Raw genomic sequence first — 23929 nt, forward strand, 5'->3', positions numbered from 1 at the left:
TTAACGACATGTAAAGATGCCAAAGCCGCTTGCCAGCCCCCAACAGACCTGTTAAGCGCCGCCACCTCGACCGGACACCAGCCGGTTCGACCGATGAAGGGCCGCTTTAGCTCAGCTGGTAGAGCATCGCATTCGTAATGCGGGGGTCACAGGTTCGAGTCCTGTAAGCGGCACCATCCCCCAAAAAACATTGAAAAAGCAATCGCTTGGGCAACAGCCTCGTGCCGATCGTAGCCCGCTGGTGTTGCCCTGCCTCTTGTCATGTGGCTTGACGCAAACATTTCGGTCTGACCGCTCGATTGATGGATGGGGAGCCTTTGCAGTCCCGACGCTCGGCTCCGCGATTGCGGGCAGGCCTGCCAGGCCTTGACGCAGGCCGGAAGATTTCCCCGCTCTTGCCTCAGCGGGCATAGGGAAGTTGCGGAGCATCGCCGTCATCACGGCCGCCCACTCGCGCCACGTCGTCCCGTAACGCGAAGCGACCATGCCCCTTTCGCCCACTGACCGAAACCAGCCGTATACGATCGTTCGGATATAAGGTGGTCCGGTGCCGACTCCGTCCCTGTGATGACGGAGGTGATCGTGCGCTTCGTCGATGCGAAGGACCTGACCCATGACGCTTCCTGCCCTGACGCTGGCGACCGGCGCCCTTTGCGTGTCGGGCTCCGCGAGCGCCATCCCGGTGGGCGGCGCCCATGCCGGTCCGGGTGTCCATAGCCAGGGAGAGGGCCGTTGATCGCATTGTCGCTGGTCGCGATACTGGCGACCCCGTCGCTGCCCGTGCAGCGATCGGTGTCCCTGCCGCCGGATTTCGAGGCGGCCTCGATCGCGATCGAGGATGTCCATGCCTTCACCCCGCCCGAAGCCGCCGCCGCTCCCGCAACCGACAGCGACGCCGGCGAGGCGGAGGAGATCGTGGTGACCGCGAGCCGGCACCGCGCGAGCGATCCGCTGCGCGCGGTGAACGCCGCCGCCTTCGCACTGTCCGAGAAGGTGGACGACGCCATCCTGGAGCCCGCCGCCCATGTCTATGAGCAGGCCGCGCCACGGCCAGTCCGCACCGGGCTGCGCAACTTCTTCGCCAATCTGCGCGAGCCGGTCGCCTTCGTGAACTTCCTCCTTCAGTTCAAGTTCGGCAAGGCGGCGGAGACGGTGGGCCGCTTCGCGATCAACTCGACGATCGGGCTGGCGGGGGTCGTCGACATGGCGCGCCGGTGCCCCTTCCGTCTTCCGCGCCGCCCCAACGGCTTTTCGGACACGCTGGGCTTTTATGGCGTCAAACAGGGACCCTTCCTGTTCCTGCCCCTGCTCGGGCCGACCACCTTGCGCGATCTCGTCGGCGGTGCGGTCGACGGCATCGCTTCGCCGGTCGCGATCGGGGGGCCGTTCCGCAACCGCGCCTATATCGTCATCAGCAACGTCGTGCGGACGCTCGATCGCCGCGTCGAGATGGATGAAGAGTTGCGCGAGATCAGCGAACAGCCCGATCCCTATGCTGCCAGACGGGATCGCTATCTCGACCAGCGCGAGGCGCGGGTGCGGCGATTGAAGGGGCTGGGCGACCCGGACGCCGTGGTGGAGGAAACGCCCTATGGCCAGGTCGATCCGTCCGCGCCCCTCCCTGCCTGCCCGCGCCGGAAGGCCAGCCATGCGGGATGATCGCCCCTGCCCCGCTGCCTTCGAAGCGCAGGATCGCGGAGCCCCCGCCCCGCTCCTGTCCCACCCGGCATGCCGCCCCGTTCCGGGCGGCTGGATCATAGGACGACCGATGCGACTGATCGCTCTTTGCCTGACCTCTCTCCTCCTCTCGGCCACGCTGATCCCGAACACCGCGCATGGACAGGGTTGGACCTGGAACGGGTGACGGACCTCGCCGTCGCGATTCAAAGGCAATGCCCCTTTCGCTCCGTCTGCTGAGTGAAGGCAGCGTGAAAAGCCCGCGCGCGGATCAGGGGCAGGCGGATGAAGGACGGGTATGTGATGGATCGACTGGCCTATGTCGCGACGGGATTGCTGATATGCGCGGGCGTACCGGCGCTGATCCTGACCAGCGCGGAAGCCTTTCCGCAGGTGAGCGTACAGGCGCCCGAGACCGGGGCGTGCCTCCGCACCGGCGGGGTCAGCATCCTTGTCGACGGCACGCCCTATTGCCGCCAGCCAAATCGCCCCGCCATCGACGAGCAGCATTTCCCCCGGCCACGGCCAGGCATCGCGGTCATGTCCAACCCCGCCAGCGCCTATTGCGAGGAGCTGGGCGGCACGCTGGAGACGGTGGACGCGCCGGACGGCCAGACGGGTTATTGCCATTTGCCGAGCGGCGCGGTGGTCGAGGAATGGGCGCTGTACCGTGGCCGGTAACCGCCATGGGGCCGCGATGCTGCGGCAGGACTTTTGCCATGCAGGGGATCACGCCCCGCCGCCCGCCCGCATGCCTCCGCGGCGGGTGACGGCCGCGAATTCCTTTTTCAACGATCCGTCACTAAGGAGTTCGATACGATTCACTCCCATCATGTCGGTGTCGATGTCATCAAGCGGGCTCGAAGCAGTCTATCTGGCCAACCGCGACAAACTTGTCCGGTTCCTGGTCGCGCGCGGTGCGGGCGATTCCGCCGAAGACCTGGTGAATGATCTTTGGCTAAAGATTTCAACACTTTCGCCGGGACCGATCGCCAATCCCATGTCCTATCTGTTTCGCGCCGCCGATACGTTGATGATCGACCGCTATCGGGCGCGCCGCCAGGCGGAGCGCCGCGACCAGGACTGGTACGACCTGAGCAGCGACGGCGAAACCTCGGGCGAACCGGCGGGCGAGCGGGTGATCGGCGCGCAGCAGGAAGTGACCAGGGTGGCGGCGGTGCTCGCAAAGCTGGGCGCGCGTCGGGAAACGATCTTCCGCCGCGCCCGGATAGACGGCGTGTCGCAACGACAGATCGCGACCGAACTCGGCGTCAGCCTCAGCACGGTGGAGGCGGATCTGCGGATCGCCACGCGCGCATTGATCGAATTGAAGGAAGACCTGCGATGAGCATCTCCCACGCCATCGCGATCGAGGACAAGGCACGATGACCGGCAGGAAGGTCGAGGACCATGCACTGGATTGGGCCATCCGTGTCGCCGATCCCGATTTCGACGATTGGGACGGGCTGACCGCATGGCTGGAAGCCGATCCGCGGAACCCGGACCGGTATGACGATGCGACGGTGGCCATCGCCGAGGCACGAGACCGCGTCGCGGCCCTGCCCGTCCACACGGCCCCCGCCCCAGCCACGCCCGTCCAGCCCGTGCCGGTCGCCGCCAATGATGCCGGCGCGGCGCGGCGTGGCTATTGGCGCTGGGGCGGCGGGGCCGTCGCCGCGATGCTGGCCGTGGTCGTCGGCACCTCGGTCTGGAACGGCCGGTCGCAACCCTATGCGGTGGAAACCCGCCCCGGCGAGCAGCGCGCGATCGCGCTGGCCGATGGCAGCCAGATCATCATGGCGGGCGGCTCGCGCGTGACGCTGGACCGCGCAAACGCACGGGTGGCGGTCGCGGATCGTGGCGAGATGCTGTTCCGGGTCCGGCATGACGCGGCGCATCCCTTCCGGGTGACCGCCGGGGAGACGACGATGGTCGATCTGGGCACCGTCTTCGACGTGAAGCGCGATCCGCAGCGGACGCGCGTCGCGGTGGCGGAGGGCGCGGTGATGATCGATCCGAAGGGCGCGGGGCTTCGGCTCGATCCCGGTCAGGCGGTGGTGGTGACGGGCGGCCGCTCCTTCCGTCGCGAGCGCGCCGAGGATGTCGGGGGCTGGCGCGAAGGGCGGGTGACCTTCGACGGCGCATCCCTGTCCGACGTCGCCCGCGATCTCAGCCGTCAGATGGGCCATGCCGTGCGCGCCGACGCCTCCGTCGCCGATCGGCTGTTCAGCGGCACGGTCGATCTCCGCTCGCTGAACGACGATCCGGCGCTGCTGGGTCGCCTGCTGGCGGTGAATGTCCGGACGGACGGCCAGACCTGGGTGCTGGGCGGCGATCGGTGAGGCCGGCCGCCGGGTGGGTCGCGGTCGGGCTGTTGACGACCGCGACCGCGACGTCTGCCGCCGCCGCCGCGCCGACGCTGGCGATCGATCTGCCCGCCGGCAGCGTCAGCAGCCAGGTGCTGGCGCTGGGGCGGCTGGGCGGCGTCAGCGTCGTGGTGACCGACGCGCGGCTATGGGGAAAGCCGGTGCCCGCGCTGCGCGGACGGATGACCGTGCTCGCCGCGCTGCGCCTGATCGCCGCGCGCTGCGGCGGCGCGGTCGAGCCGATCGATGCCGCGATCTTCCGGCTGGTGCCGGGCCGCGCAGCGGCGCGCCGCACGCCCCCGCCCAGACCCCGGCCGCCCGCCCCGGCACCCGCGCCTCCCGCCCCGCCCACGCCCGATATCGTCGTGGTGGCCAGCAAGCGCGACCTGCCCCTCGATCATGTCGCGGGACAGATCATGCGGATCTCCGGGCGGGATCTGGAATTCGGCGGCGCCGGAGGGACGGAGCGGCTGACCTCTCGCCTGTCGACCCTGGCGTCGACCTATCTGGGGGCCGGGCGCAACAAGCTGTTCATACGCGGCATCGCCGATTCCAGCTTCACCGGCCCGACCCAGGCGACCGTCGGCCAGTATTTCGGCGACCTGCGCCTGGGCTATAATTCCCCCGACCCCGATCTTCGGCTGGCCGATCTGGCGGCGGTCGAGGTGCTGGCGGGGCCGCAGGGCACGCTGTACGGTGCCGGTTCGCTCGGCGGCCTGATCCGGCTGGTTCCCAATCCCGTCGAGCTGGACCGCACCGGCGGATCGGTCGCGGTGGGGGCCTCCGCCACCAAGCATGGCGCGCCGGGATATGACGCGCAGGGGGTGCTCAACCTGCCGGTCGTGACGGATCGGCTGGGCATCAGGCTGGTCGCCACGGCGGTCGAGGAAGGCGGTTACATCGACAAGCCGCTGCTCCGTCGCCACAATGTCAACACCACGCGCATCGCGGGCGGGCGCGGCACCGTGCACCTGAAGATCGCCGACCATTGGAGCGCCGAACTGATCGGGATCGGCCAGCGTATCCGCGGGGCCGACAGCCAATATGCGGATTGGAACGGCGTGCCCCTGACGCGCAACACCAGGGTCGTCGAGGGGTTCGGAAGCGACTTCCGTCAGGGCCAGTTCGTGCTGAACGGCCGGATCGGAGAGGTGCGGTTCAGCTCCTCGACCGGCATCACCGCACATGACCTGACCGAACGTTACGACGCGACGGTGGCGGGCGACGATCCGACGGTCTTCCTCCAGACCAACCGGACGCGCATGTTCGCCAACGAGACGCGCGGCTGGGTCACGCATGCCGACGGATCGGGCTGGCTGCTGGGCCTGAGCTATACCGACAATCGCTCGCGGCTGTCGCGCGCCTTCCTGTCGCTCGGCGACCGCCAGCAGCTTCCCGGCGTGTCGAACGCGGCGCAGGACGCCACCGCCTATGGCGAGGCGAGCGCGCGATGGACGAAGAGCCTTTTGGTGACGGGCGGCTTGCGCGTGAACCGATCGGTGCTGACGGGGGCGGCCGAGGACACGCTGGTGCAGAGCGGGCCCGAGGTAGGGGCGACGCTGGCCTCGCGACGGAAGCTGTCCCTGCTGCCCTCCGCCTCGGCCCTGCTGGACGTGGGGGCCGATGCCGCGATGTTCCTGCGCTATCAGCAGGGGTTTCGGCCCGGCGGGTTGACGATCTTCGACGGCTATGTCCGCCGCTTCAACAGCGATCATGTCGCGACGATCGAGGCGGGCTATCGCCTGGGTCACGCCGGGCGAAGTCCATTCGCCTTCTCCCTCACGGTCGCGCATACCGACTGGCGCAATATCCAGGCCGACTTCGTCGATGCGGGCGGCCTTTTGTCCACCGCCAATGTGGGCAATGGCGACATCTGGACGGTGGAGACGACCGCCTCCGCGCGGGTGGCGAAGGGGCTGCGGGTCGACGCCGCGCTCTCGCTCAACGACAGCAGCATCAACGAACGCACCCCGAAATCGTCCACGACCGACGACGTGGTGAGCGCAGGCGCGGGCGCTGGCGGGGGCGCTGGCGGGGGCGCTGGCGGGGGCGCTGGCGGGGGCGTGACGGCGCGGCTGGGGCCCATCCCGAACATCGCCAACGTCACCGCGCGCATCGGGCTGTCCTATGATGCCGCGCTATCCGATCGCACGCGGCTGAAGGTCGATGGCTGGGCCCGCTATGTGGGCACCTCGCGGCTCGGGGTCGGACCGGAACTGGGTGAGGAGCAGGGCAATTTCCTCGACAGCGGCCTCACCGCCCGGCTGGGATGGGATCGCTTCGGCCTGACGGCGGGCGTGACGAACCTGACCGATACGCGCGGCAACCGCTTCGCGCTGGGAACCCCCTTCTTCACAGGCAAGGGACAGGTCACACCGCTGCGCCCCCGGACCTTCCGCATCGGGCTGGACGCCGCTTTCTGACGATTGTTTTTACGGTATCGGCCGTACCGCTCCGTCATCCCCATTGCCCGGCCTCGAACGCCGACCGTCGAATACCGGCGAGCGGTTCATTCAGCTACCGGCAATACGAAGGAAGGAATAACCCGTCTTCGGAATGACAATCTCCATGACGGGAAAATTCCTGGCCTCGTTGGGAAGGACAAATATATGAAGCTCAAAGTATTTCTGATGACCAGCCTGGTGTCCGCGGGCGCGGCCATGCTTGCGACTCCCGCCCAGGCGCAGGCCAATAGGCAAGGCATCGCCAATCCCGCCTCGGAATATTGCGTCTCGATCAAGGGAACCTCATTCTCGCGCAAGACGCCATCGGGCGAGATCGGCTATTGCCGGTTGCCCAACGGCCGGACTGTGGAAGAGTGGAAGCTGTTCCGCGAAAGCCAGAAGCGTCCCCCGGCCCCGAAGCCGCGTAACGACGCGTCCATGGCCAATCCCGCATCGGTCTATTGCGACAAGATCGGCGGCACCAACATCGACCGCCACACGCCGCAGGGCGATGTGGGGCTGTGCCGCCTGCCCAATGGCAAGACGGTCGATGCCTGGGCGCTGTACCGCCGCGACGAGGGCAAGCCCGCCCCGGCCCGCCGCGATCGCATCGGTCTCGCCAATCCGGCATCGGGTTACTGCCTGAAGCAGAAGGGACGCCTGGAAATGCGCGAGGGACCGGGCGGCACGACGGGCTATTGCCATCTGCCGAACGGACGCGTCGTGGAAGAATGGCGCCTGTATCGCGAGCAGTAATCGGTCAGGCTCGCCAGGAGCCTTTGTGAATAGCGGCCGCGCGTTTCGACGCGCGGCCGTTTTCGTTGCGTCATGGGCCGTTCCGAGACAGCAACGACCAAGCAGAAAATTCTCCCGCCAAGTTTTTCAAAAAAATTTTCCGGGGACCCAAGGCATATTGGAAATGGTGTCGTCTTGCGAGTGTAGGGGGACGCAGACTGGTGCAGCCCACTCGAAACAAGATTCATTTCGAAGGACGATTTTCCATGACCCTGGTTAGCACGTTCGCGGCCGCTCGTCTCGGTGCGTACCGGTATTCGACGGCCCTGGCCGTCAGCATGATTGCCACCATCGCAGCCGTTGCCCCCGCGGCCGCGCAGCAGTCCGAACCCGGCCCCTATGCCGTCGCCCGCGCCGGCGTGCAGGTCGACTCGGACGTCAAGACCAACCGGGTGCTGGCCAAGGGCCAGACCGTGTCGAAGACGGCGCCGACGCTGCCCAAGAATATCGACAACAATTCCGGCTTCACCGGCGAACTGGGCCTGGGTTACGACTTTGGCGGGTTCCGCCTGGAAGGCACGGCGGGTTACGACACCGCCAGCGTCAATCCCAAGGCCCTGGGCGACAAGAATTATGTCGCAGGCGGCCGTGCCAAGTCGTTCGACCTGGGCGTCTCGGCTTATGTCGACCTGATCCAGGACGGCCCCCTCAAGCCGTTCGTCGGCGGCGGCATCGGCGCCTCGCGCGTCAAATATTCGGCCTATCGCGAAGCGCGCAGCGCCAATCCCGGCACGCTGAAGCCCAGCGCGGACATCGTCGGCACCGACTGGGGCTTCCGCTGGCATCTGGACGCGGGCGTCAGCTATGACGTGGCGCCGATGACGTCGATCGAAGTGCTCGGCCGCTATGCGAAGACGTCGGGCCTGCGGATGAAGGGCGTGACGCTCGATCAGGATCTCAGCCGCTCGACCACCGACTATAAGCTGAAGAGCTCGTCGACCTCGCTCATGATCGGCCTGCGCCAGAAGTTCTGATCGCACGCCGACCCGATGCGAAGGCGCCGTCCCTGCTCCGGCCGGGACGGCGCCTTTTTTTGCATGGCGGATCCGCGCCCCGTCAGTCGGTGCCCCGCTCCTCCGGCGGCGTGTCGCGCGGCGGGGCGGCGGGGGCGGGGGCGGGGGCGGGGGTGTCCAGCCCCCTGGCCTGGGCCTTGCGACGTTTCAGATTTTCCCGCAGCTGCGCCGCCAGCCGTTCCGCGCGTTCGTCTTTTGTCATGACAAAATGCATATTCCGGCAAACGGCCGCTTGACAACGCCCGCCGGATCGTCTCTAGGCGCGCTTCCCGCGGTGAAACGCGAGTGCTGCCGTAGCTCAGTGGTAGAGCGCATCCTTGGTAAGGCTGAGGTCGTGAGTTCAATCCTCACCGGCAGCACCATTTTCCCCCGCCCGTGACCGGGCCGGGGCGATCCCCCAGCTTTCCGGACCCATCACAAAACTTGGTTGGGATCGTTTCGCGGCTTCGCTAGCTATGGCCCAATGAAATTTCGTTTTTCCTTTGGGGCTCAGGTCTTCGTCGGCATGGCCGTCGGGCTGCTGCTCGGGCTGTTCGCGCGCGCGCAGAATGTCGCCGGACTGGCCGAGGCGTTGCGGATCATCGGCGAGAGCTTCGTCCAGCTGCTCAAGGTGCTGGTCGTCCCGCTGGTGTTCACCGCCATCGTCGCCTCGATCGCGGCGCTACGTGACCTGAACAATGCCGCGCGGCTGGTCGCCGCCACCTTCATCTGGTTCGCGATCACCGCGCTGATCGCGGTCACCATCGGGCTGACGCTGGGCACCGTCCTGCAACCCGGCCTGCACGCCGGAGTCGCGGCGGGCAGCGCGGTGCGGCCCGACACGGCGGGCTCGTGGCTCGACTTCCTGCGCGGGCTGATCCCGTCCAACATCCTGGGCCTGTCCGCCTCGACCAGCGCGGGCGATGGCGGCGCGCTCAAGACCGGGCTGTCGTTCAACATCCTCCAGATCATCGTCATGGCGGTCGCGATCGGCGTCGCGGCGGTGCGGGTCGGCGACAAGGGCGAGAGCTTGCTGTCGTTCAACGCCTCGGCGCTCGCCATCTTCCGGCGCATCCTGTCCTGGGTAATCCGGCTGACCCCGATCGGGTCGGGCGCGCTGCTGGGCAATGCCATCGTCCGCTATGGCTGGCAGTCGCTCTCGGCGCTCGGCAGCTTCGCGCTGGCGGTCTATATCGGGCTCGGCCTTGTCCTGTTCGTCGTCTATCCGCTGCTGCTGCTGGCCAACGGGCTGTCGCCGAAGCGATTCTTCGCCGCCGCCTGGCCCGCGATCCAGCTGGGCTTCGTCTCGCGCTCGTCGATCGCCACCCTGCCCGTGACCGAGGATGCGGTGGAGCGGCGGCTGGGCGTGCCGCGCGCCTATTCGGCCTTTGCGGTGCCCTTTGCCGCGACGACCAAGATGGACGGCTGTGCGGCCATCTATCCCGCCATATCGGCACTGTTCGTCGCGCAATATTACGGCCTGCCGCTGCATGTCGGCGATTATGTGCTGATCGTGCTCGTCTCGGTGCTGGGTTCGGCGGCGACCGCCGGGCTGACCGGCGCGGTCGTGATGCTGACCCTGACCCTGTCGACTCTGGGCCTGCCGCTGGAGGGCGCGGGGCTGCTGCTGGCGATCGACCCGATCCTCGACATGGGGCGGACCGCGATCAACGTGGCGGGCCAGGCGCTGGTCCCGACGATCGTCGCGCATCGTGCCGGGCTGATCGAACAGACGCCCCCCGCAGACCGCTTGCCGGAGGTGCCGCAAACGGGGTAAACTGCGCCATGAGCTTGCGCGCGGTGTTCTGGCAAAGTAATACACGCGAGTGGCAGACCGCCGGAACCCTGTGATGCGCCCCGACCCTTTCAATCCCGACCGTACGCCCATCAATCGCCCCTATGAGCCGGTGGGGCCCAACTATCCGCTCTACGATGCCGAGACCCAGAGCTGGTCCTTCGGCACCGACGAGGACGAGGCGCCCGCCGAACGCCAGCGCCGCCGCATCCACTGGGGCCGGTGGATCGTGCGCGGTACGGGGGTGGGCATCATCCTGCTGGTGCTGGCGATCATCTGGCTGGCGGTCACCGCGCCGCTGTCGCGCTCGCTCCAGCCGCCGACGCCGCCGTCGATCACGCTGACCGCCGATGACGGCACCCCGATCGCACGGCGCGGCGCGATCATCGGCGCGCCCGTCGACGCGGCCAAGCTGCCCGCCCATGTGCGCGAGGCGTTCATGGCGATCGAGGACCGGCGCTTCTACTCGCACTGGGGCATCGACCCGCGCGGCATCCTGCGCGCGATGTGGCACAATGTCGGATCGGGCGGCGTGCGCGAGGGCGGATCGACCATCACGCAGCAGTTGGCCAAGAACGCCTTTCTCGATTCCGACCGGACGGCGGGCCGCAAGATCCGCGAGGCGATGATCGCCTTCTGGCTGGAGGCGTGGCTGACCAAGGACGAGATCCTGTCGCGCTATCTGTCCAACGTCTATTTCGGCGACAATGTGTACGGCATCACCGCCGCCTCGAAACATTATTTCGGGCGAACGCCGGACCGGCTGAACATCGGCCAGGCGGCGATGCTGGCCGGGCTGGTCAAGGCGCCCTCGCGCCTGGCCCCCACCACCAATCTGAAGGGCGCGCGCGCGCGCCAGGCGGTGGTCGTCGCGGCGATGGAGGATGCGGGCTTCCTGACCAAGCGCGAGGCCGATGCGGTCCAGCCGCAGCGCGTGCTCGCCTCGCGGCCCGAGACCCTGCCCTCGGGCACCTATTTCGCCGACTGGGTGCTGCCCGAGGCACGCGACCAGGCGGGCGAGATCAAGACCGAGGCGACCGTCCAGACGACGCTCAATCCCCGGCTCCAGCGGATCGCCGAGCGGACGGTGCGCAGCGCCGGGCTCAACCAGGCGCAGGTCGCACTGGTCGCGATGCGCCCCGATGGCCGCGTCGTCGCGATGGTCGGCGGCAAGGATTATTCCAAGAGCCCGTTCAACCGCGCCACCCAGGCGCGACGCCAGCCGGGCTCGGCGTTCAAGCTGTTCGTCTATCTGGCGGCGCTGCGTTCGGGCATGACCCCGGACTCGACCATCGAGGACGAGCCGGTCGACATTGCGGGCTGGAAGCCGCGCAACAGCGACGGGCGCTATCTGGGCAAGATTACGCTGCGCCAGGCCTTTGCCCGCTCGTCGAACGTCGCCGCCGCGCGGCTGACCCAGGCGGTGGGCGTGAAGTCGGTGATCAAGGCGGCGCGCGACCTGGGCATCACCACGCCGATCGCCAACGAGGCGACGATCGGCCTGGGCACCTCGACCGTCAGCCTGCTGGAGCTGACCGCCGCCTATGCCGCCATCGCCAATGAAAGCTATCCGGTCGTCGCGCGCGGCCTGGGCGATGTGAAGGACAAGGGCTGGTATCAGGCGCTCACCAACCGCAAGACGGGCTTCTCGTCCGCCGTGCATGACGGGATGCTCGACCTGCTGTCGTCCTCGATCAAGACGGGGACGGGGCGGCAGGCGCTGCTGACCGTCGATGCCTATGGCAAGACCGGCACGACGCAGGATTCGCGCGACGCGCTGTTCATCGGCTTCGCGCGCGACCTGGTGGTGGGCGTGTGGGTCGGCAATGACGACAATACCCCCAATCCCGGCCTGTCGGGCGGCGGCGTGCCCGCGCGGATCTGGCGCGCCTTCATGCAGTCGGCGCTGGACATTCCACCGGTCGCGGCCCCGGTGGTCGAGCAGGAGGTCGATCCCGACGCGATCGCCAACGGCATGGAAGAGGAAACCCTGCCGATCGAGGGCGACCCGGTCGGGGACATCATCCAGGGCATGGGGCTGGACCTGCGAACCGGTGAGGACGGATCGATCACCGTCGGCCCCGGCCGCCGCCGCCCCGACCGCGCCGGCCCGCCCCCCGAGGACCGCCGCCCGCCCGACGAGCGCGATGGCGAAGGCGAGGAGTAACGGGGGCTCTTCCGGCGGGAGGAGCTTCACCCGAACGGGAGATGGTTCAGCCGAAACTGTGACGGCGCGACGAGGAATGGCTCGGCGTTTGATCGCAGCGCTTCGACTGCGACGTTCGACAACCACCACCCCGGCGAAGGCCGGGGTCCAGTTGCCGAGCAGTCGTCGCGGCATACCAACGCTACCCCGACTGGATCCCGGCCTTCGCCGGGATGGTGCTTATAGAATGTGAGGCGGATCGACATTCAGGGCCTCCTTCCCTCTCCCCTGTCCAGGGGAGAGGGAAGGAGGGGCAATGTCGGTCCGCCCCACGGCGTTTAATCCCGACAGGCGGATACGCGAGCTGCCGGGGTAAAGGAACATGAGGGCTTGCCCTGCCCGCCCCTTGCCCGTTAAACACGGCGTCATTCGCAAGGACCCGGTGAAATTCCGGGTGGCTATTCCGGCCGCCGATCCGCCGGACAACAGACAGCATGGCTTTTCCCTTTTCGCTCGCGAACCGCCGAGCGGCCTTGCCATGCGCCTGATCCTGGTTTTCCCATGACTGTTACAAACTACCGAACCCAATGGTTCTCGAGCCTCGGCGAGGCGCGTCGCGACGTGCTTGCCGGGTTGGTCGTCGCGCTTGCGCTGATTCCCGAGGCGATCGGCTTTTCGATCATCTCGGGCGTCGATCCGCGCGTCGGCCTCTATGCCTCGGTCGCGATCGCGATCGTCATTTCCTTCCTCGGTGGGCGGCCCGCGATGATCTCCGCCGCGACCGCCGCCGTCGCGGTCGTGGTCACGCCGCTGGTCCGCGACCACGGCGTCGACTATCTGTTCGCCGCGACCATCCTGATGGGGCTGATCCAGATTGCCGCCGGTGTCCTCCGCCTCGACCTGGTGATGCAGTTCGTGTCGCGCTCGGTCATCACCGGCTTCGTCAACGCGCTCGCCATCCTGATCTTCATGGCGCAGCTGCCGCAACTGACCGGGGTGACCTGGCACAGCTATGCGATGGTCGCGGGCGGGCTCGCCATCATCTACCTCTTGCCGCGCGTGACCAAGGCGGTCCCCTCGCCGCTGGTCGCGATCCTGGTGCTGGCCGGGATCAGCATCGCCATGGGCCTGCCGGTGCGCACCGTCGGCGACATGGGCCGCCTGCCCGAAGGCTTGCCCAGCCTCGCCCTCCCCAACGTGCCGCTGACCTTCGAGACGTTGCGGATCATCCTGCCCTATTCGCTGACCATGGCGGCGGTCGGCCTGCTCGAATCGCTGCTGACCGCGCAGATCGTCGACGACATGACCGACAGCGACAGCGACAAGCGCCGCGAATGCATGGGCCAGGGCGGGGCGAACATCGCCGCTGCGCTGGTCGGCGGCATGGGCGGCTGCGCGATGATCGGCCAGTCGGTCATCAACGTCACCTCGGGTGGGCGCAAGCGGCTGTCGACGCTGACCGCCGGTGTCGTGCTGCTGGTCCTGCTGGCCGGGCTCGGCCCGGTCGTGGGGCGGATTCCGATGCCCGCGCTGGTCGCGGTGATGATCATGGTGTCGATCGGCACGTTCAGCTGGAACTCGATCCCCAACCTGCGCCGCCACCCGCCGACCTCCTCGGTCGTCATGCTGGTCACGGTGGCGGTGGTCGTCGCCACCCGCGATCTGGCGCAGGGGGTGCTGGCGGGCGTGCTGCTGTCGGGCATCTTCTTCGCGGGCAAGGTCCGCCGCCTGTTCGCGGTCGAGCGGATCGAGGATGCGGGCACCGTGCGCTACCGGGTGACGGGGCAGATCTTCTTCGCCTCGGTCGACCGCTTCACCCGCGCCTTTCAAGCGGAGCCGGGCCGCGCGGTCGTGATCGACGTGTCGGCGGCGCATTTCTGGGACATTTCGGGGGTCGGCGCGCTCGACAAGATCGTCGCGCGGCTGCGGCGCGACGGAGCCGGGGTCGAGGTGATCGGCTATAACCAGGCGAGCGCCGACCTGGTCGACCGCTTCGCGCTGCACGACAAGACGGGCGTCGAACTGGGCATCGCGCCGCACTGACGCCCGGCCGGGGGGAGCGGTGTTGACGCATGGGTCCGCCTCCCCCAAACGCCTGTCCCATGCGCTTTTTCTCGGACAACGCCGCCCGTATCCATCCCAAGGTGATGGAGGCCATCGCCAGCGCCGACCAGATGGACACCGCCTATGACGGCGACCGCTGGTCGAAGGCGCTGGACGGCCGATTGTCCGAGCTGTTCGGCACGCAGGTCGAGGTGCTGTGGGTGCCCACCGGCACCGCCGCCAATTGCCTGGCGCTGGCCGCGCTCTGCCCGCCGCATGGCGGCGTCGTCTGCCACCGCGACTCGCATATCCAGAATGACGAGGGCGGCGCGCCCGAATTCTACACCCACGGCGCCAAGCTGATGCTGGCCGATGGCGAGGGGGCCAAGCTGACCCCCGACACGATCCGGACCGTGATCGATGCCATCGCCGACGACGTCCACCGGGTCCAGCCGCACGCCGTCTCGATCACCAACGCCACCGAATATGGCCGGATCTACAACCCCGACGAGGTCGCCGCGATCGGTGCGCTGGCCCAGCAACGGGGCCTCGGCTTCCACATGGACGGCGCGCGCTTCGCCAATGCGGTGGCGCGGCTGGGCTGCACGCCCGCCGCGCTGACCTGGCAGTCGGGGGTAGAGGCCCTGTCCTTCGGCTTCGTCAAGAACGGCGCGATGAGTGCCGAGGCGCTGGTCTTCTTCAAGCCCGGCCTTGCCGACGTCACCCGCCGCCGCCGCAAGCGTGCCGGGCTGTTGATGTCCAAGGGCCGCTATCTGGCGGCGCAGGTGCTGGCGATGGTCGAGAACGACTTGTGGATCGCCAATGGCGCGCTGGCCAATGCCTGTGCCGAGCGGCTGGGCGGCGCGGCGGGCGAGCGGCTGGTCCACCCGGTCGAGGCGAACGAGGTCTTCCTGCGCGTCACGCCCGAAGAGGCCGCGAGCCTGCGGGCGCAGGGGTTCGACTTTTACGACTGGGCAGAGGGTGAGATTCGCCTCGTCACCGCCTGGGACACCGATGCGCAGGCGGCCGTTCGCCTCGCCGACGCGATCGCCCGGCTATGAGCGAGTTCGACACGGCCCCCCGCTCGACCCGCGCCGCCGTCCTGATCCCCTTCGCCATCGTCACGCTGATCTGGGGATCGACCTGGCTGGTGATCCGCGACCAGATTTCGGTCGTCCCCGCCACCTGGTCGGTTAGCTATCGGTTCCTGGTCGGCGGGCTCGCCATGGGCGCCTTCGCGCTCGCCCGGCGGGAGAGTTTCCGGCTGGGCACCACCGGCTGGCTGTTCGCTGCCGGGATCGGGGTGTTCCAGTTCGTCTTGAACTTCAACTTCGTCTACCGGGCGGAAGCCTATATCACCTCCGGGCTGGTTGCGGTCGTGTTCGCGATGCTGCTGATCCCCAATGCGGGCTTTGCGCGCCTCTTCCTGGGGCAGCGCATGGGGCGGCAGCTGCTGGTCGGCTCCGGCATAGCGATGGCGGGGGCGGCGCTGCTGTTCGTGCACGAGGCGCGGGTCGATCCGGCGGGGCCCGCGCGCGCGCTGACCGGCATCGCGCTGACCATCATCGCGATCCTGTCCGCGTCGACCGCCAATGTCATGCAGGCGACCAACACCGCCAAGCGTTTCCCGATGCATGCGACGCTCAGCATCGCGATGCTGATCGGATCGGCGCTCGACGCGATCATCGCCTATAGCCTGAACGGCCCGCCGGTATTCGAGATGCGAACCGGCTATGTGCTGGGCATCCTCTATCTGGGACTGTTCGCCTCGGCGCTGGCCTTTCCGCTCTATTACCGCGTGCTGCGCGCGATCGGCCCGGCCAAGGCGGCCTATTCCAGCGTCATCGTGCCGGTGATCGCGATGAGCCTGTCGACGGTGTTCGAGGGCTATCGATGGTCGCTGCTGGCGGGCGCGGGGGCGGCGGTGACGGCCGCCGGGCTGGTCATCGCGCTCAAGGCCCGCAGGCCCAACCGGTAATCGGGATAGCGGGGCCGCCAGCCCAGCACCCGCTTCGCCTTGCCATTGGCCACCCGCCGGTTCTCGGCATAGAAACCCCGCGCCGCCGCCGACAGGCTCTCCAGCGGGACCAGCGGCGGCGGCGGCATCCCCGCGAGCGTGGCGGCATAGGAGACGACGGCATCCTGGTCGCAGGGGAAATCGTCGGCCAGGTTATAGGCCCCCGCCGGGCCGTCGAACCCGGCGATCACGCCCGATACGATATCGGCGATATGCACCCGGCTGAACACCTGCCCCGCCAGCCCGACGCGGTGCGCCCGACCGCCGCGAACCCGGTCGATCGGCGAGCGGCCGGGGCCATAGATGCCGGGCAGACGAAACACCCGCGCGCCCAGCGCCTGCCAGTCCGCATCCGCCACCGCCCGCGCCGCGCGGCGGCCCGAGCCGATCGGCGCGGTCTCGTCCACCCATGCGCCGCCGGTGTCGCCATACACGCCGGTCGAGGACAGATAGCCGATCCAGGCGTCCGATTTCGCGAGGTGCGCGCCATAAGCGGCCAGCACGGGATCTTGCTCGCCCTCGGGTGGGACGGAGGACAGGATGTGCGTGGCGGCGGCGATGCCCGCCTCGACGCGGTCCCGGTCGTCGAAGCGGAGCGTGCCGCCGCGCCCGTCGCGGGTGGTGCCCGAAACGGACCAGCCGCGCCCTTCCAGCAGCGCCGCCAGATGACCGGCGGCATAGCCCATGCCGAAGACGAAGAGACGACTCATGCCTTAATGCCACCCGTCATCGTGATCGCCATTTATCCTAACCTCCGTTCGCACTGAGCGAAGTCGAAGTGCACGTCCAAGGTGCGGCCCTTGGCCTTCGACTACGCTCAGGCTGAACGGGCGTGAGGGAAGTTTGGCCGCAAAAGCCATACTCCCCCTACTCCCTCACTTCGCCGCCATCGGCCCCTTGTAGAGCGTGCCGAAATAATCGCCCTTGTTCCACACCGGCCGCTCGGGCGCATCGGCGATCTCGCGGGCGATGGCATAGTTCACGCTGACGAAGCGCGGCCCCTGGCTCCAGTCGATGCCCTGGTCCACCTCGTCGCCGGGGCGGTGATAGCGGTGGCTCATGAAATCCTCGACCGCCGCCTTGCCCGGCCCCGCCTGCCCCGGCCACAGGAAGACCGAGGGGATGCCCTTCTGCACGAAGCGGAAATGGTCGGAGCGGACGAAGATCCCCTCCTCGGGCATCGGATCGGGCGCGACCGGCAGGCCCATCGCCCCCACCGCCTTGCGCACGATCGGGCCCAGCGTCGATCGGTCGGCGCCGAACACCACCATATCCTCGAACTTGTAGGTCAGGATCGGCATGTCGAGATTGACGTCGGCGACGATCGACTTCAGCGGCACGGTCGGGTGGTTGGCGAAATAGTCGGAGCCGACCAGCCCCTTTTCCTCCGCCGTCACCGCCAGGAACATCACGGTCCGCTTGGGCGGGGTGGCGGCGGTCTTGAACCGCTTGGCCTCCTCGATCAGGCTGGCGATGCCGATCGCATTGTCGAGCGCGCCATTGTTGATCCGGTCGCCATCGCCGCCTTCGTTGGTGCCGATATGGTCGAGATGCGCCGACAGGACGACCACCTCGTCCTTCAGCCTGGGGTCGCTGCCGGGGATCAGGCCGATGACGTTGCTGCTGTCCATCGGCTTGAACCGGGTCTTGGACGCCACCGTCAGCTGCCCCCTGGCGGTCAGCGGCTTATAGGCGGGCTTCGCCGTGGCGGCGGCCTTCATCACCGCGTCCCACCCCTTGCCGAACAGCTTGGCCGCGCCCGCCTGCGACAGGGTGCCCAGCACCGGGGTCGACGGGGTCATGGCATGCGCGGTGCCGTCCAGGTTGGCCCAGGTCACGCGCGGCGCATCATAATAGCGCGCCAGCGTCGAGAAGGGCCGCTGGCGGGGCCCCGCGCGCGGCATGTCGATCTGGATCGCGCCGACCGCGCCCCTCGCCGCCGCCAGCGACGCCTTGTTGCCCGCCGATCCGAAAAAGGCGCGCGCTTCGCCGTCCAGCCCCTCGGGCGTGCCGGGGACGAAGGCGACGATCTTGCCGCGCACATCGACGTTCCGGTAATCGGTCAGCCCATATTGCGCCGCGTCAATGCCATAGCCGACGAAGACGACCGGCGCCGACACGCTGGTCTCGCGCCGGTCGGGCACGGGCGAGGGTACGAAGTCCTCGGCGAAGACCAGCTCCTGCGGCTGGCCGCCCGCCGGCGTCCACAGCGCGCTGCCCTTGTCGGCGACATTGTACGCGACCAGCGGCACCTTTTGCAGATAGCCGCCCTGGTCGCCGCCGGGCCGCAGCCCCGCCGCATAGAATTGCGCCGCCACATATTGCGCGGCGATGTCATAGTCGCGCGTCCCCGCTTCTCGCCCCGCCATCGCGTCGGACGCCAGGAACAGGACATGCGCCTTCATCGCGGCCTGATCCTCGGGCAGCGGTGCGGTGATGACGGCATTGCGCTCGGCCGCGCTGCGCTGCGCCGCCGGTGCCGAGGCGGTCGGGGCGGCCGCCTGGAGGTGCAGATGGTCATGGTCGTGAGCGACAGCGGCGGTGGACAGGAGAAGCAGCGGCAAAAGGGCCGTCGAACGCGACATGCAGAACCTTTCCAGAGAAGTATGACACAGGCGTAACAGGCCGCATCGCCCGATCAACCCCGGCCACGGCGCGGGCCTGTGCTTTTTCGGGTACGGCCGATGGTGGTCCAATGCGGTGGCCGTGGCTATATTCCCGTCATGGACATCCAGCGTAGCGCCGCCCAGCCCAGCATGACCCCGGCCGCCATCCGGCGCGAGGATTATGCGCCCCCCGCCTGGCGCGTGCCCGAGACGCGGCTCGACTTCGCGCTCGACCCCGCCGAAACCCTGGTCCGCGCGACCCTGTCGGTGGTGCGCGACGGCGCGCATGACGAGCCGCTGCGGCTGGACGGCGCGGGGCAGGTGCCGCTGTCGGTCAAGGTCGACGGCGTGGCCGTCACCGACTGGCGGATCGAGGGCGAACAGCTGGTCGTCCCGCTGCCCGGCGATGCCCATGAAGTCGAGACCGAGGTGGTGATCGCGCCCGACCACAATACCCAGTTGATGGGTCTTTATGCCTCGGGCGGGAATCTGTGCACCCAGTGCGAGGCGGAGGGGTTTCGCCGCATCACCTTCTTCCCCGACCGGCCCGATGTCCTGAGCGTCTACCGGGTGCGGATGACCGCCGACCGGGGGCGCTATCCGGTGCTGCTCGCCAATGGCGATCCGGTGGCCAGCGGCGAGAATGACGACGGCACCCATTGGGCGGAGTGGCACGATCCCTTCCCCAAGCCCTCCTATCTCTTCGCGCTGGTGGCGGGCGATCTGGCGGTCAACGCCGCGACCTTCACCACCATGAGCGGGCGCGAGGTGCGCTTAGGCATCTGGGTCCGCGCCGCCGACCTGCCCAAGACCACCCATGCGCTCCACGCGCTGAAGCTGTCCATGGCCTGGGACGAGCGGGTCTATGGCCGCGAATATGACCTGGACGTGTTCAACATCGTCGCGGTCGACGATTTCAACTTCGGCGCGATGGAGAATAAGGGGCTGAACATCTTCAACAGCCGCTACATCCTCGCCGATCCCGACACCGCGACCGATTACGACTATGACGCGATCGCCGCCGTCGTCGCGCATGAATATTTCCACAACTGGTCGGGCAACCGGATCACCTGCCGCGACTGGTTCCAGCTGAGCCTCAAGGAAGGCTTCACCGTCTATCGCGACCAGTGTTTCTCCGCCGACCAGGGATCGGCGGCGGTCAAGCGGATCGAGGATGTGCGGGGGCTTCGCGCCAGCCAGTTCCCCGAGGATTCGGGGCCGCTCGCCCATCCGGTGCGCCCCGAAAGCTATATCGAGATCAGCAATTTCTACACGGCCACCATCTACAACAAGGGTGCCGAGCTGATCCGCATGATGGCGACGATGCTGGGCCCGGTGAAATTCCGCGCCGCGACCGACCTGTACTTCACCCGCTTCGACGGGACGGCGGCGACGTGCGAGGATTTCGTCGCCTGCATGGAGGAGGCGGGCGGCGTCGACCTGTCGCAATTCCGCCTCTGGTATAGCCAGGCGGGAACCCCGCGGGTCTCGGCGGGCCTCTCGCACGAACCCGGCGGCGGCCGCGCAACGCTGCGTCTGGCCCAGCACGTACCCGCCACGCCGGGGCAGGCCGTCAAGCAGCCGATGGTCCTGCCGCTCAAGGTCCGGCTGTTCGGCGCGGAGACGGGCCGCCCGCTGACCGACGAGCGGCTGATCCTGCTCGACCAGGTGGCCGAGACGATCACCTTCGAGGCGGTGACCGAGCGGCCCGTCCTGTCGATCAATCGCGGCTTTTCCGCCCCCGTGGTGGTCGAGAGCGACCGGACGGCGGAGGATCTCGCCTTCCTGTCGGCGCATGACGACGACCCCTTCGCCCGCTATGAGGCGATGCAGCAGCTGATGCTCGACACGCTGGTCGCGGGCACGATCCATGGCGAGGTGCGGGCCGAGGCCGTGGTCGACGCGGTGACCCGCACGCTGGCGGCCGAGGGGCTGGAGCCCGCCTTCCTGGCCGAGGCCGTGCTGCTGCCGTCCGAGAATTTCATCGGCGACCAGCTGGCGACGGTCGATCCCGACGCGATCCATGCCGCGCGCGAGGCGCTTCGCCGTCGTCTGGGGCAGGCGCTGGAGCCCGAATGGCGGCGGCTCCATGCCGAGCTGGCGCAGGATGCCTATGTCTATTCGCCCGAGGCCAAGGGGCGGCGTCGGCTGCGCAATGTCGCGCTCGGCTATATCGCGGCGAGCGGTGCGGAGGATGCCGCCGCGCTCGCCTTCGCGCAGTTCGAGGGGGCGGACAACATGACCGACCGGCAGGCGGCGCTGACCACTTTGGTCAATTCCGACGCCCCCGAGCGCGAGGCGGCGCTGGCGCAGTTCCACGCGCGCTATGCCGACAATCCGCTGGTCCTGGACAAATGGTTCCAGACCCAGGCGCTGTCGTCGCGCAGCGACACAGGCGCGATCGTCGAGCGGCTGGCCGGGCATCCCGACTTCACGCTCGCCAACCCCAACCGCGCCCGCGCGCTGGTCGGGGCGTTCGGGATGAACCAGCGTGCGCTCAACGCGGCGGACGGTTCGGGCTATCGCTTCCTGGCCGACCAGCTGATCGCGCTCGACCGGCTCAACCCGCAAACGGCGGCCAAGCTGTTGCCGCCGCTGGGCCGCTGGCGGCGGTTCGACGCGAAACGCTCCGCCCTGATGCGCGCCGAGCTGATGCGGATCATCGCCACGCCGGGGCTGTCGAAGGATCTGTTCGAGCAGGCGTCGAAGAGCATCGAGTGATCCCAGCCTTCCCAAGCTGTGCTTGGGGAGGGGGACCGCCGCGAAGCGGTGGTGGAGGGGCATGCTCGCTGGCGGGGACACCCCTCCGTCAGTCCTTTGGACTGCCACCTCCCCTTGCAGGGGAGGAATTTATTGCGTCTTTGCCTTCAAAAATCCTTCCATCACGATCCACCGGTAGAAGGCGTCGAACCAGCCGGTGCTGGTCGTCTTCTTCGGATACATGCCGAAGCCGTGCCCGCCCTGGCCATAGAGGTGGAACTCGACCGGCTTCTTCGCCGCCAGCCACTGGTCGATCAGGCCGAAGCCCTTGCCCGCGAACAGCGGATCGTCGGCGGCGATCGCGGCGAACATCGGCGGCGCATCGGCCGGGACCGTCATCGGCTGGAGCGGGCCATAGATGTCGCCGACAAAGGCGGGCCTGGCCTGTCCGTCCAGCACCGTCGCGACCGTCAGCATCGCACCAGCCGAAAAGCCGACCATGCCGATCCGGTTGGGGTCGACCTTCCACTCGTTCGCGCGCTGGCGGACCAGGGCGAAGGCGGCGCGCGAGTCGGCGATCTGGGGGGCCAGGCCCTTCAGCGCCTCTTCGGGACTGGGCCGCGCGGCGGGTCGCGCCACGCTGGAGAACATCGCCGCCATCGACTTTTCGAATTCGCCCATATCGGCGGGTGTCTGGTTCAGCCGGTATTTCAGGACGAAGGCGGCGATGCCGCGATCGGCCAGCGCCTTGGCGACGTCCCAGCCCTCATTCTGCATCGACAGCGTGCGGAAGCCGCCACCGGGCGCGACGATCACCGCCGCGCCGGTCGCCTTGGCGGGATCGGGCAGGAAGGGGGTCAGCGTCGCTTGCGTCACGTTGCGTGCGAAGACGCTGTCATATTGGCTGTGCCAGCTTTCCTTGTTCTTCGCACCGGGCAAGGGGCCGGTGTTGAGCGGAATGGCACCCGGCTGAGCGGGGATGGCGATCGGCACCATCTTGTCGCTCTGCGCGAGGGCGGGTGCCGCCACCGAGAGCGTTAGCAAAGCGGCCAGCGCATGGCGGGCCCAGCGATTGGACTTCATATCCCCTCCTGTCCTCCGTGGGTTATGTCCCTACGGTCGGACAGGGATGGTACGCTTCGGGGCGTAGGGTGCAAGGGGTAATGTTAAGGCTAACAGTGGTGGGGCGTGGGCTTCGACTTCGCTCAGCCCGAACGGCTGTTCGTATCCAGTCCCCGACGCCCAGACCCCACACCCCGTTCAGCCTGAGCGTAGTCGAAGGCCAAGGGAATCCCTCACCCGCAATCCCTCAGAACAACCGCCCCCCATCGGGCACCGCCTGATCCGGCCCGATCAGCACCACCTGCCCCTCCGCATCGGGAAAGCCCAGGGTCAGCACCTCGGACATCATCGGTCCGATCTGGCGCGGCGGAAAATTGACCACCGCCGCCACCTGCCGCCCGACCAGCGTCTCGGGCGTGTAATGCCGCGTGATCTGCGCCGAGGATCGCTTGACCCCGATGACGGGACCGAAGTCGATGGTCAGCTTGATCGCGGGCTTGCGCGCCTCCGGAAAGGGCTCGGCGGCGATGACGGTGCCGACGCGGATGTCGACCGCCAGGAAATCCTCGATCCCGATCCGGGGTGCGGGCGCGTCAGAAGTCGACATTGTCGTAATGCGACGGCGGCGTGACCATCTCCATCCGCTCGGACAGCAGCGGGCGGAAGGAGGGGCGGCTCTTCAGCCCGCGATACCAGCGCGCGGTCTGCTCATGCCCCTTCCAGTCGATGCCGCCCAGATAATCGGCGACCGAGATCTGCGCGGCGGCGGCGAGGTCGGCCAGGCTCATCGTCGCGCCGCCCAGCCAGTTGCGATGGTCGAGCAGATAATCGGTATAGTCGAGATGCCCGACCGCCGCCTTCATCGCTTCGCGCAGGCCCTTGGCATCCGGGCTGCCGGTACGCGCGACGCGCTTGACCATGCGCTCGTGGAGCAGCGGGCCGGTCACGTCCTGATAGAAATGCGTATCGAACCACGTCACCAGCCGCCGGATCTCGGCCCGGCCGACGGCGGTGCCGTTGATCATCGCCGACTTCTCGACCGTCTCCTCGAAATATTCCGAGATCGCCATGGAATCAACCAGCAGCACGCCGCGCTCCTCGTCGACCATCACCGGGGTCTGCCCGGCGGGGTTCATGTCGAGGAACTCGTCGCGCCGCTGCCACGGCGACTCGCGGACCAACTCATATCCGACGCCCTTCTCGCCCAGCAGCAGCCGGACCTTGCGCGAAAAGGGACAGAGCGGGAATTGATAGAGTTGCCACATGCCGCCCATCTAAGCGGCCGG

General features: G+C 68.1%; 20 protein-coding genes, 2 tRNA genes and 1 other annotated feature. Of the genes, 16 read left to right on the top strand and 6 right to left on the bottom strand.

The window, feature by feature from the left end:
- Positions 1-100 precede the first annotated feature (100 nt).
- The 9 genes from QE385_RS09535 to QE385_RS09575 all read left to right on the top strand — a co-directional run bounded on the left by QE385_RS09535 (position 101) and on the right by QE385_RS09575 (position 8256).
- A tRNA-Thr gene (locus tag QE385_RS09535) sits at positions 101-176 on the top strand.
- 437 nt (positions 177-613) lie between these two features.
- Positions 614-736 (top strand): hypothetical protein, encoded by a 123-nt coding sequence (locus QE385_RS09540; RefSeq protein WP_307101245.1) that lies wholly within the window; start codon positions 614-616, stop codon positions 734-736.
- Complete coding sequence (locus QE385_RS09545) at positions 733-1659, top strand: VacJ family lipoprotein (protein WP_307101247.1); 927 nt, start codon at positions 733-735, stop codon at positions 1657-1659. Before QE385_RS09540 ends, QE385_RS09545 begins: the two co-directional genes overlap by 4 nt.
- 303 nt (positions 1660-1962) lie before the next feature.
- Positions 1963-2358, top strand: coding sequence for a DUF333 domain-containing protein (locus tag QE385_RS09550; RefSeq protein WP_307101249.1), 396 nt, complete (start codon positions 1963-1965; stop codon positions 2356-2358).
- A gap of 16 nt (positions 2359-2374) precedes the next feature.
- Positions 2375-3025 carry an RNA polymerase sigma factor gene (locus QE385_RS09555; RefSeq protein ID WP_307101251.1) on the top strand — a complete coding sequence of 217 codons (651 nt, stop codon included), beginning with the start codon at positions 2375-2377 and terminating at the stop codon, positions 3023-3025.
- A gap of 37 nt (positions 3026-3062) precedes the next feature.
- Positions 3063-4019, top strand: coding sequence for a FecR family protein (locus QE385_RS09560; protein ID WP_307101253.1), 957 nt, complete (start codon positions 3063-3065; stop codon positions 4017-4019).
- Complete coding sequence (locus tag QE385_RS09565) at positions 4016-6466, top strand: TonB-dependent receptor (RefSeq protein WP_307101255.1); 2451 nt, start codon at positions 4016-4018, stop codon at positions 6464-6466. Before QE385_RS09560 ends, QE385_RS09565 begins: the two co-directional genes overlap by 4 nt.
- 186 nt (positions 6467-6652) lie before the next feature.
- Positions 6653-7243 carry a DUF333 domain-containing protein gene (locus tag QE385_RS09570; RefSeq protein WP_307101256.1) on the top strand — a complete coding sequence of 197 codons (591 nt, stop codon included), beginning with the start codon at positions 6653-6655 and terminating at the stop codon, positions 7241-7243.
- Positions 7244-7488: 245 nt separating this feature from the next.
- Complete coding sequence (locus QE385_RS09575) at positions 7489-8256, top strand: outer membrane protein (RefSeq protein WP_307101258.1); 768 nt, start codon at positions 7489-7491, stop codon at positions 8254-8256.
- Between the two features lie 82 nt (positions 8257-8338).
- Here QE385_RS09575 and QE385_RS09580 read toward each other — a convergent pair whose 3' ends face one another.
- Positions 8339-8497 (bottom strand): hypothetical protein, encoded by a 159-nt coding sequence (locus QE385_RS09580; RefSeq protein ID WP_307101260.1) that lies wholly within the window; start codon positions 8495-8497, stop codon positions 8339-8341.
- Between the two features lie 85 nt (positions 8498-8582).
- On the opposite strand from QE385_RS09580, the gene QE385_RS09585 reads away from it, so the two are divergent.
- From QE385_RS09585 to QE385_RS09610, 6 genes are all read left to right on the top strand, one after another.
- A tRNA-Thr gene (locus tag QE385_RS09585) sits at positions 8583-8657 on the top strand.
- Positions 8658-8758: 101 nt separating this feature from the next.
- Positions 8759-10051, top strand: a complete 1293-nt coding sequence (locus tag QE385_RS09590) for a dicarboxylate/amino acid:cation symporter (protein WP_307101262.1) — start codon at positions 8759-8761, stop codon at positions 10049-10051.
- 73 nt (positions 10052-10124) lie between these two features.
- Positions 10125-12236, top strand: coding sequence for a transglycosylase domain-containing protein (locus QE385_RS09595; protein WP_307101264.1), 2112 nt, complete (start codon positions 10125-10127; stop codon positions 12234-12236).
- A gap of 411 nt (positions 12237-12647) precedes the next feature.
- Positions 12648-12703 (top strand) — a sequence feature (sul1 is cis-regulatory element that is thought to sense ions involved in sulfur or methionine metabolism; They are found in Alphaproteobacteria).
- A gap of 73 nt (positions 12704-12776) precedes the next feature.
- Complete coding sequence (locus QE385_RS09600; protein WP_307101266.1) at positions 12777-14258, top strand: SulP family inorganic anion transporter; 1482 nt, start codon at positions 12777-12779, stop codon at positions 14256-14258.
- A gap of 59 nt (positions 14259-14317) precedes the next feature.
- Positions 14318-15319, top strand: a complete 1002-nt coding sequence (locus QE385_RS09605) for a low specificity L-threonine aldolase (RefSeq protein ID WP_307101268.1) — start codon at positions 14318-14320, stop codon at positions 15317-15319.
- The gene (locus QE385_RS09610) at positions 15316-16236 is read left to right on the top strand and encodes a DMT family transporter (RefSeq protein WP_307101271.1); all 921 of its coding nucleotides are present in this window, start codon (positions 15316-15318) and stop codon (positions 16234-16236) included. The genes QE385_RS09605 and QE385_RS09610 overlap by 4 nt, the downstream gene beginning before the upstream one ends.
- Here QE385_RS09610 and QE385_RS09615 read toward each other — a convergent pair.
- Both QE385_RS09615 and QE385_RS09620 read right to left on the bottom strand, forming a co-directional pair.
- Complete coding sequence (locus tag QE385_RS09615; protein WP_307101273.1) at positions 16146-16985, bottom strand: NAD(P)-dependent oxidoreductase; 840 nt, start codon at positions 16983-16985, stop codon at positions 16146-16148. The genes QE385_RS09610 and QE385_RS09615 overlap by 91 nt on opposite strands.
- Positions 16986-17150: 165 nt before the next feature.
- The gene (locus QE385_RS09620; protein ID WP_307101275.1) at positions 17151-18860 is read right to left on the bottom strand and encodes a M28 family peptidase; all 1710 of its coding nucleotides are present in this window, start codon (positions 18858-18860) and stop codon (positions 17151-17153) included.
- 138 nt (positions 18861-18998) lie between these two features.
- Between QE385_RS09620 and pepN the strand changes: the two genes are divergently transcribed.
- Positions 18999-21602 carry an aminopeptidase N gene (gene pepN / locus QE385_RS09625; RefSeq protein ID WP_307104661.1) on the top strand — a complete coding sequence of 868 codons (2604 nt, stop codon included), beginning with the start codon at positions 18999-19001 and terminating at the stop codon, positions 21600-21602.
- A 129-nt stretch (positions 21603-21731) separates the two neighbouring features.
- Here pepN and QE385_RS09630 read toward each other — a convergent pair whose 3' ends face one another.
- The 3 genes from QE385_RS09630 to QE385_RS09640 form a co-directional block, all read right to left on the bottom strand.
- Entirely contained in the window at positions 21732-22664 is a 933-nt protein-coding gene (locus QE385_RS09630; protein ID WP_307101277.1) for an alpha/beta hydrolase, read from the bottom strand.
- A gap of 226 nt (positions 22665-22890) precedes the next feature.
- Positions 22891-23250: a tRNA-binding protein gene (locus QE385_RS09635; RefSeq protein WP_307101279.1), complete on the bottom strand. Its 360-nt coding sequence runs from the start codon at positions 23248-23250 to the stop codon at positions 22891-22893.
- A complete protein-coding gene (locus QE385_RS09640; protein WP_042487586.1) occupies positions 23237-23908 on the bottom strand; it encodes a glutathione S-transferase family protein in 672 nt (223 codons plus the stop codon). The genes QE385_RS09635 and QE385_RS09640 overlap by 14 nt, the downstream gene beginning before the upstream one ends.
- Positions 23909-23929: the final 21 nt, after the last annotated feature.

Origin of the sequence: Sphingomonas sp. SORGH_AS_0950, assembly GCF_030818415.1 — a bacterium.
Lineage (GTDB): Bacteria > Pseudomonadota > Alphaproteobacteria > Sphingomonadales > Sphingomonadaceae > Sphingomonas.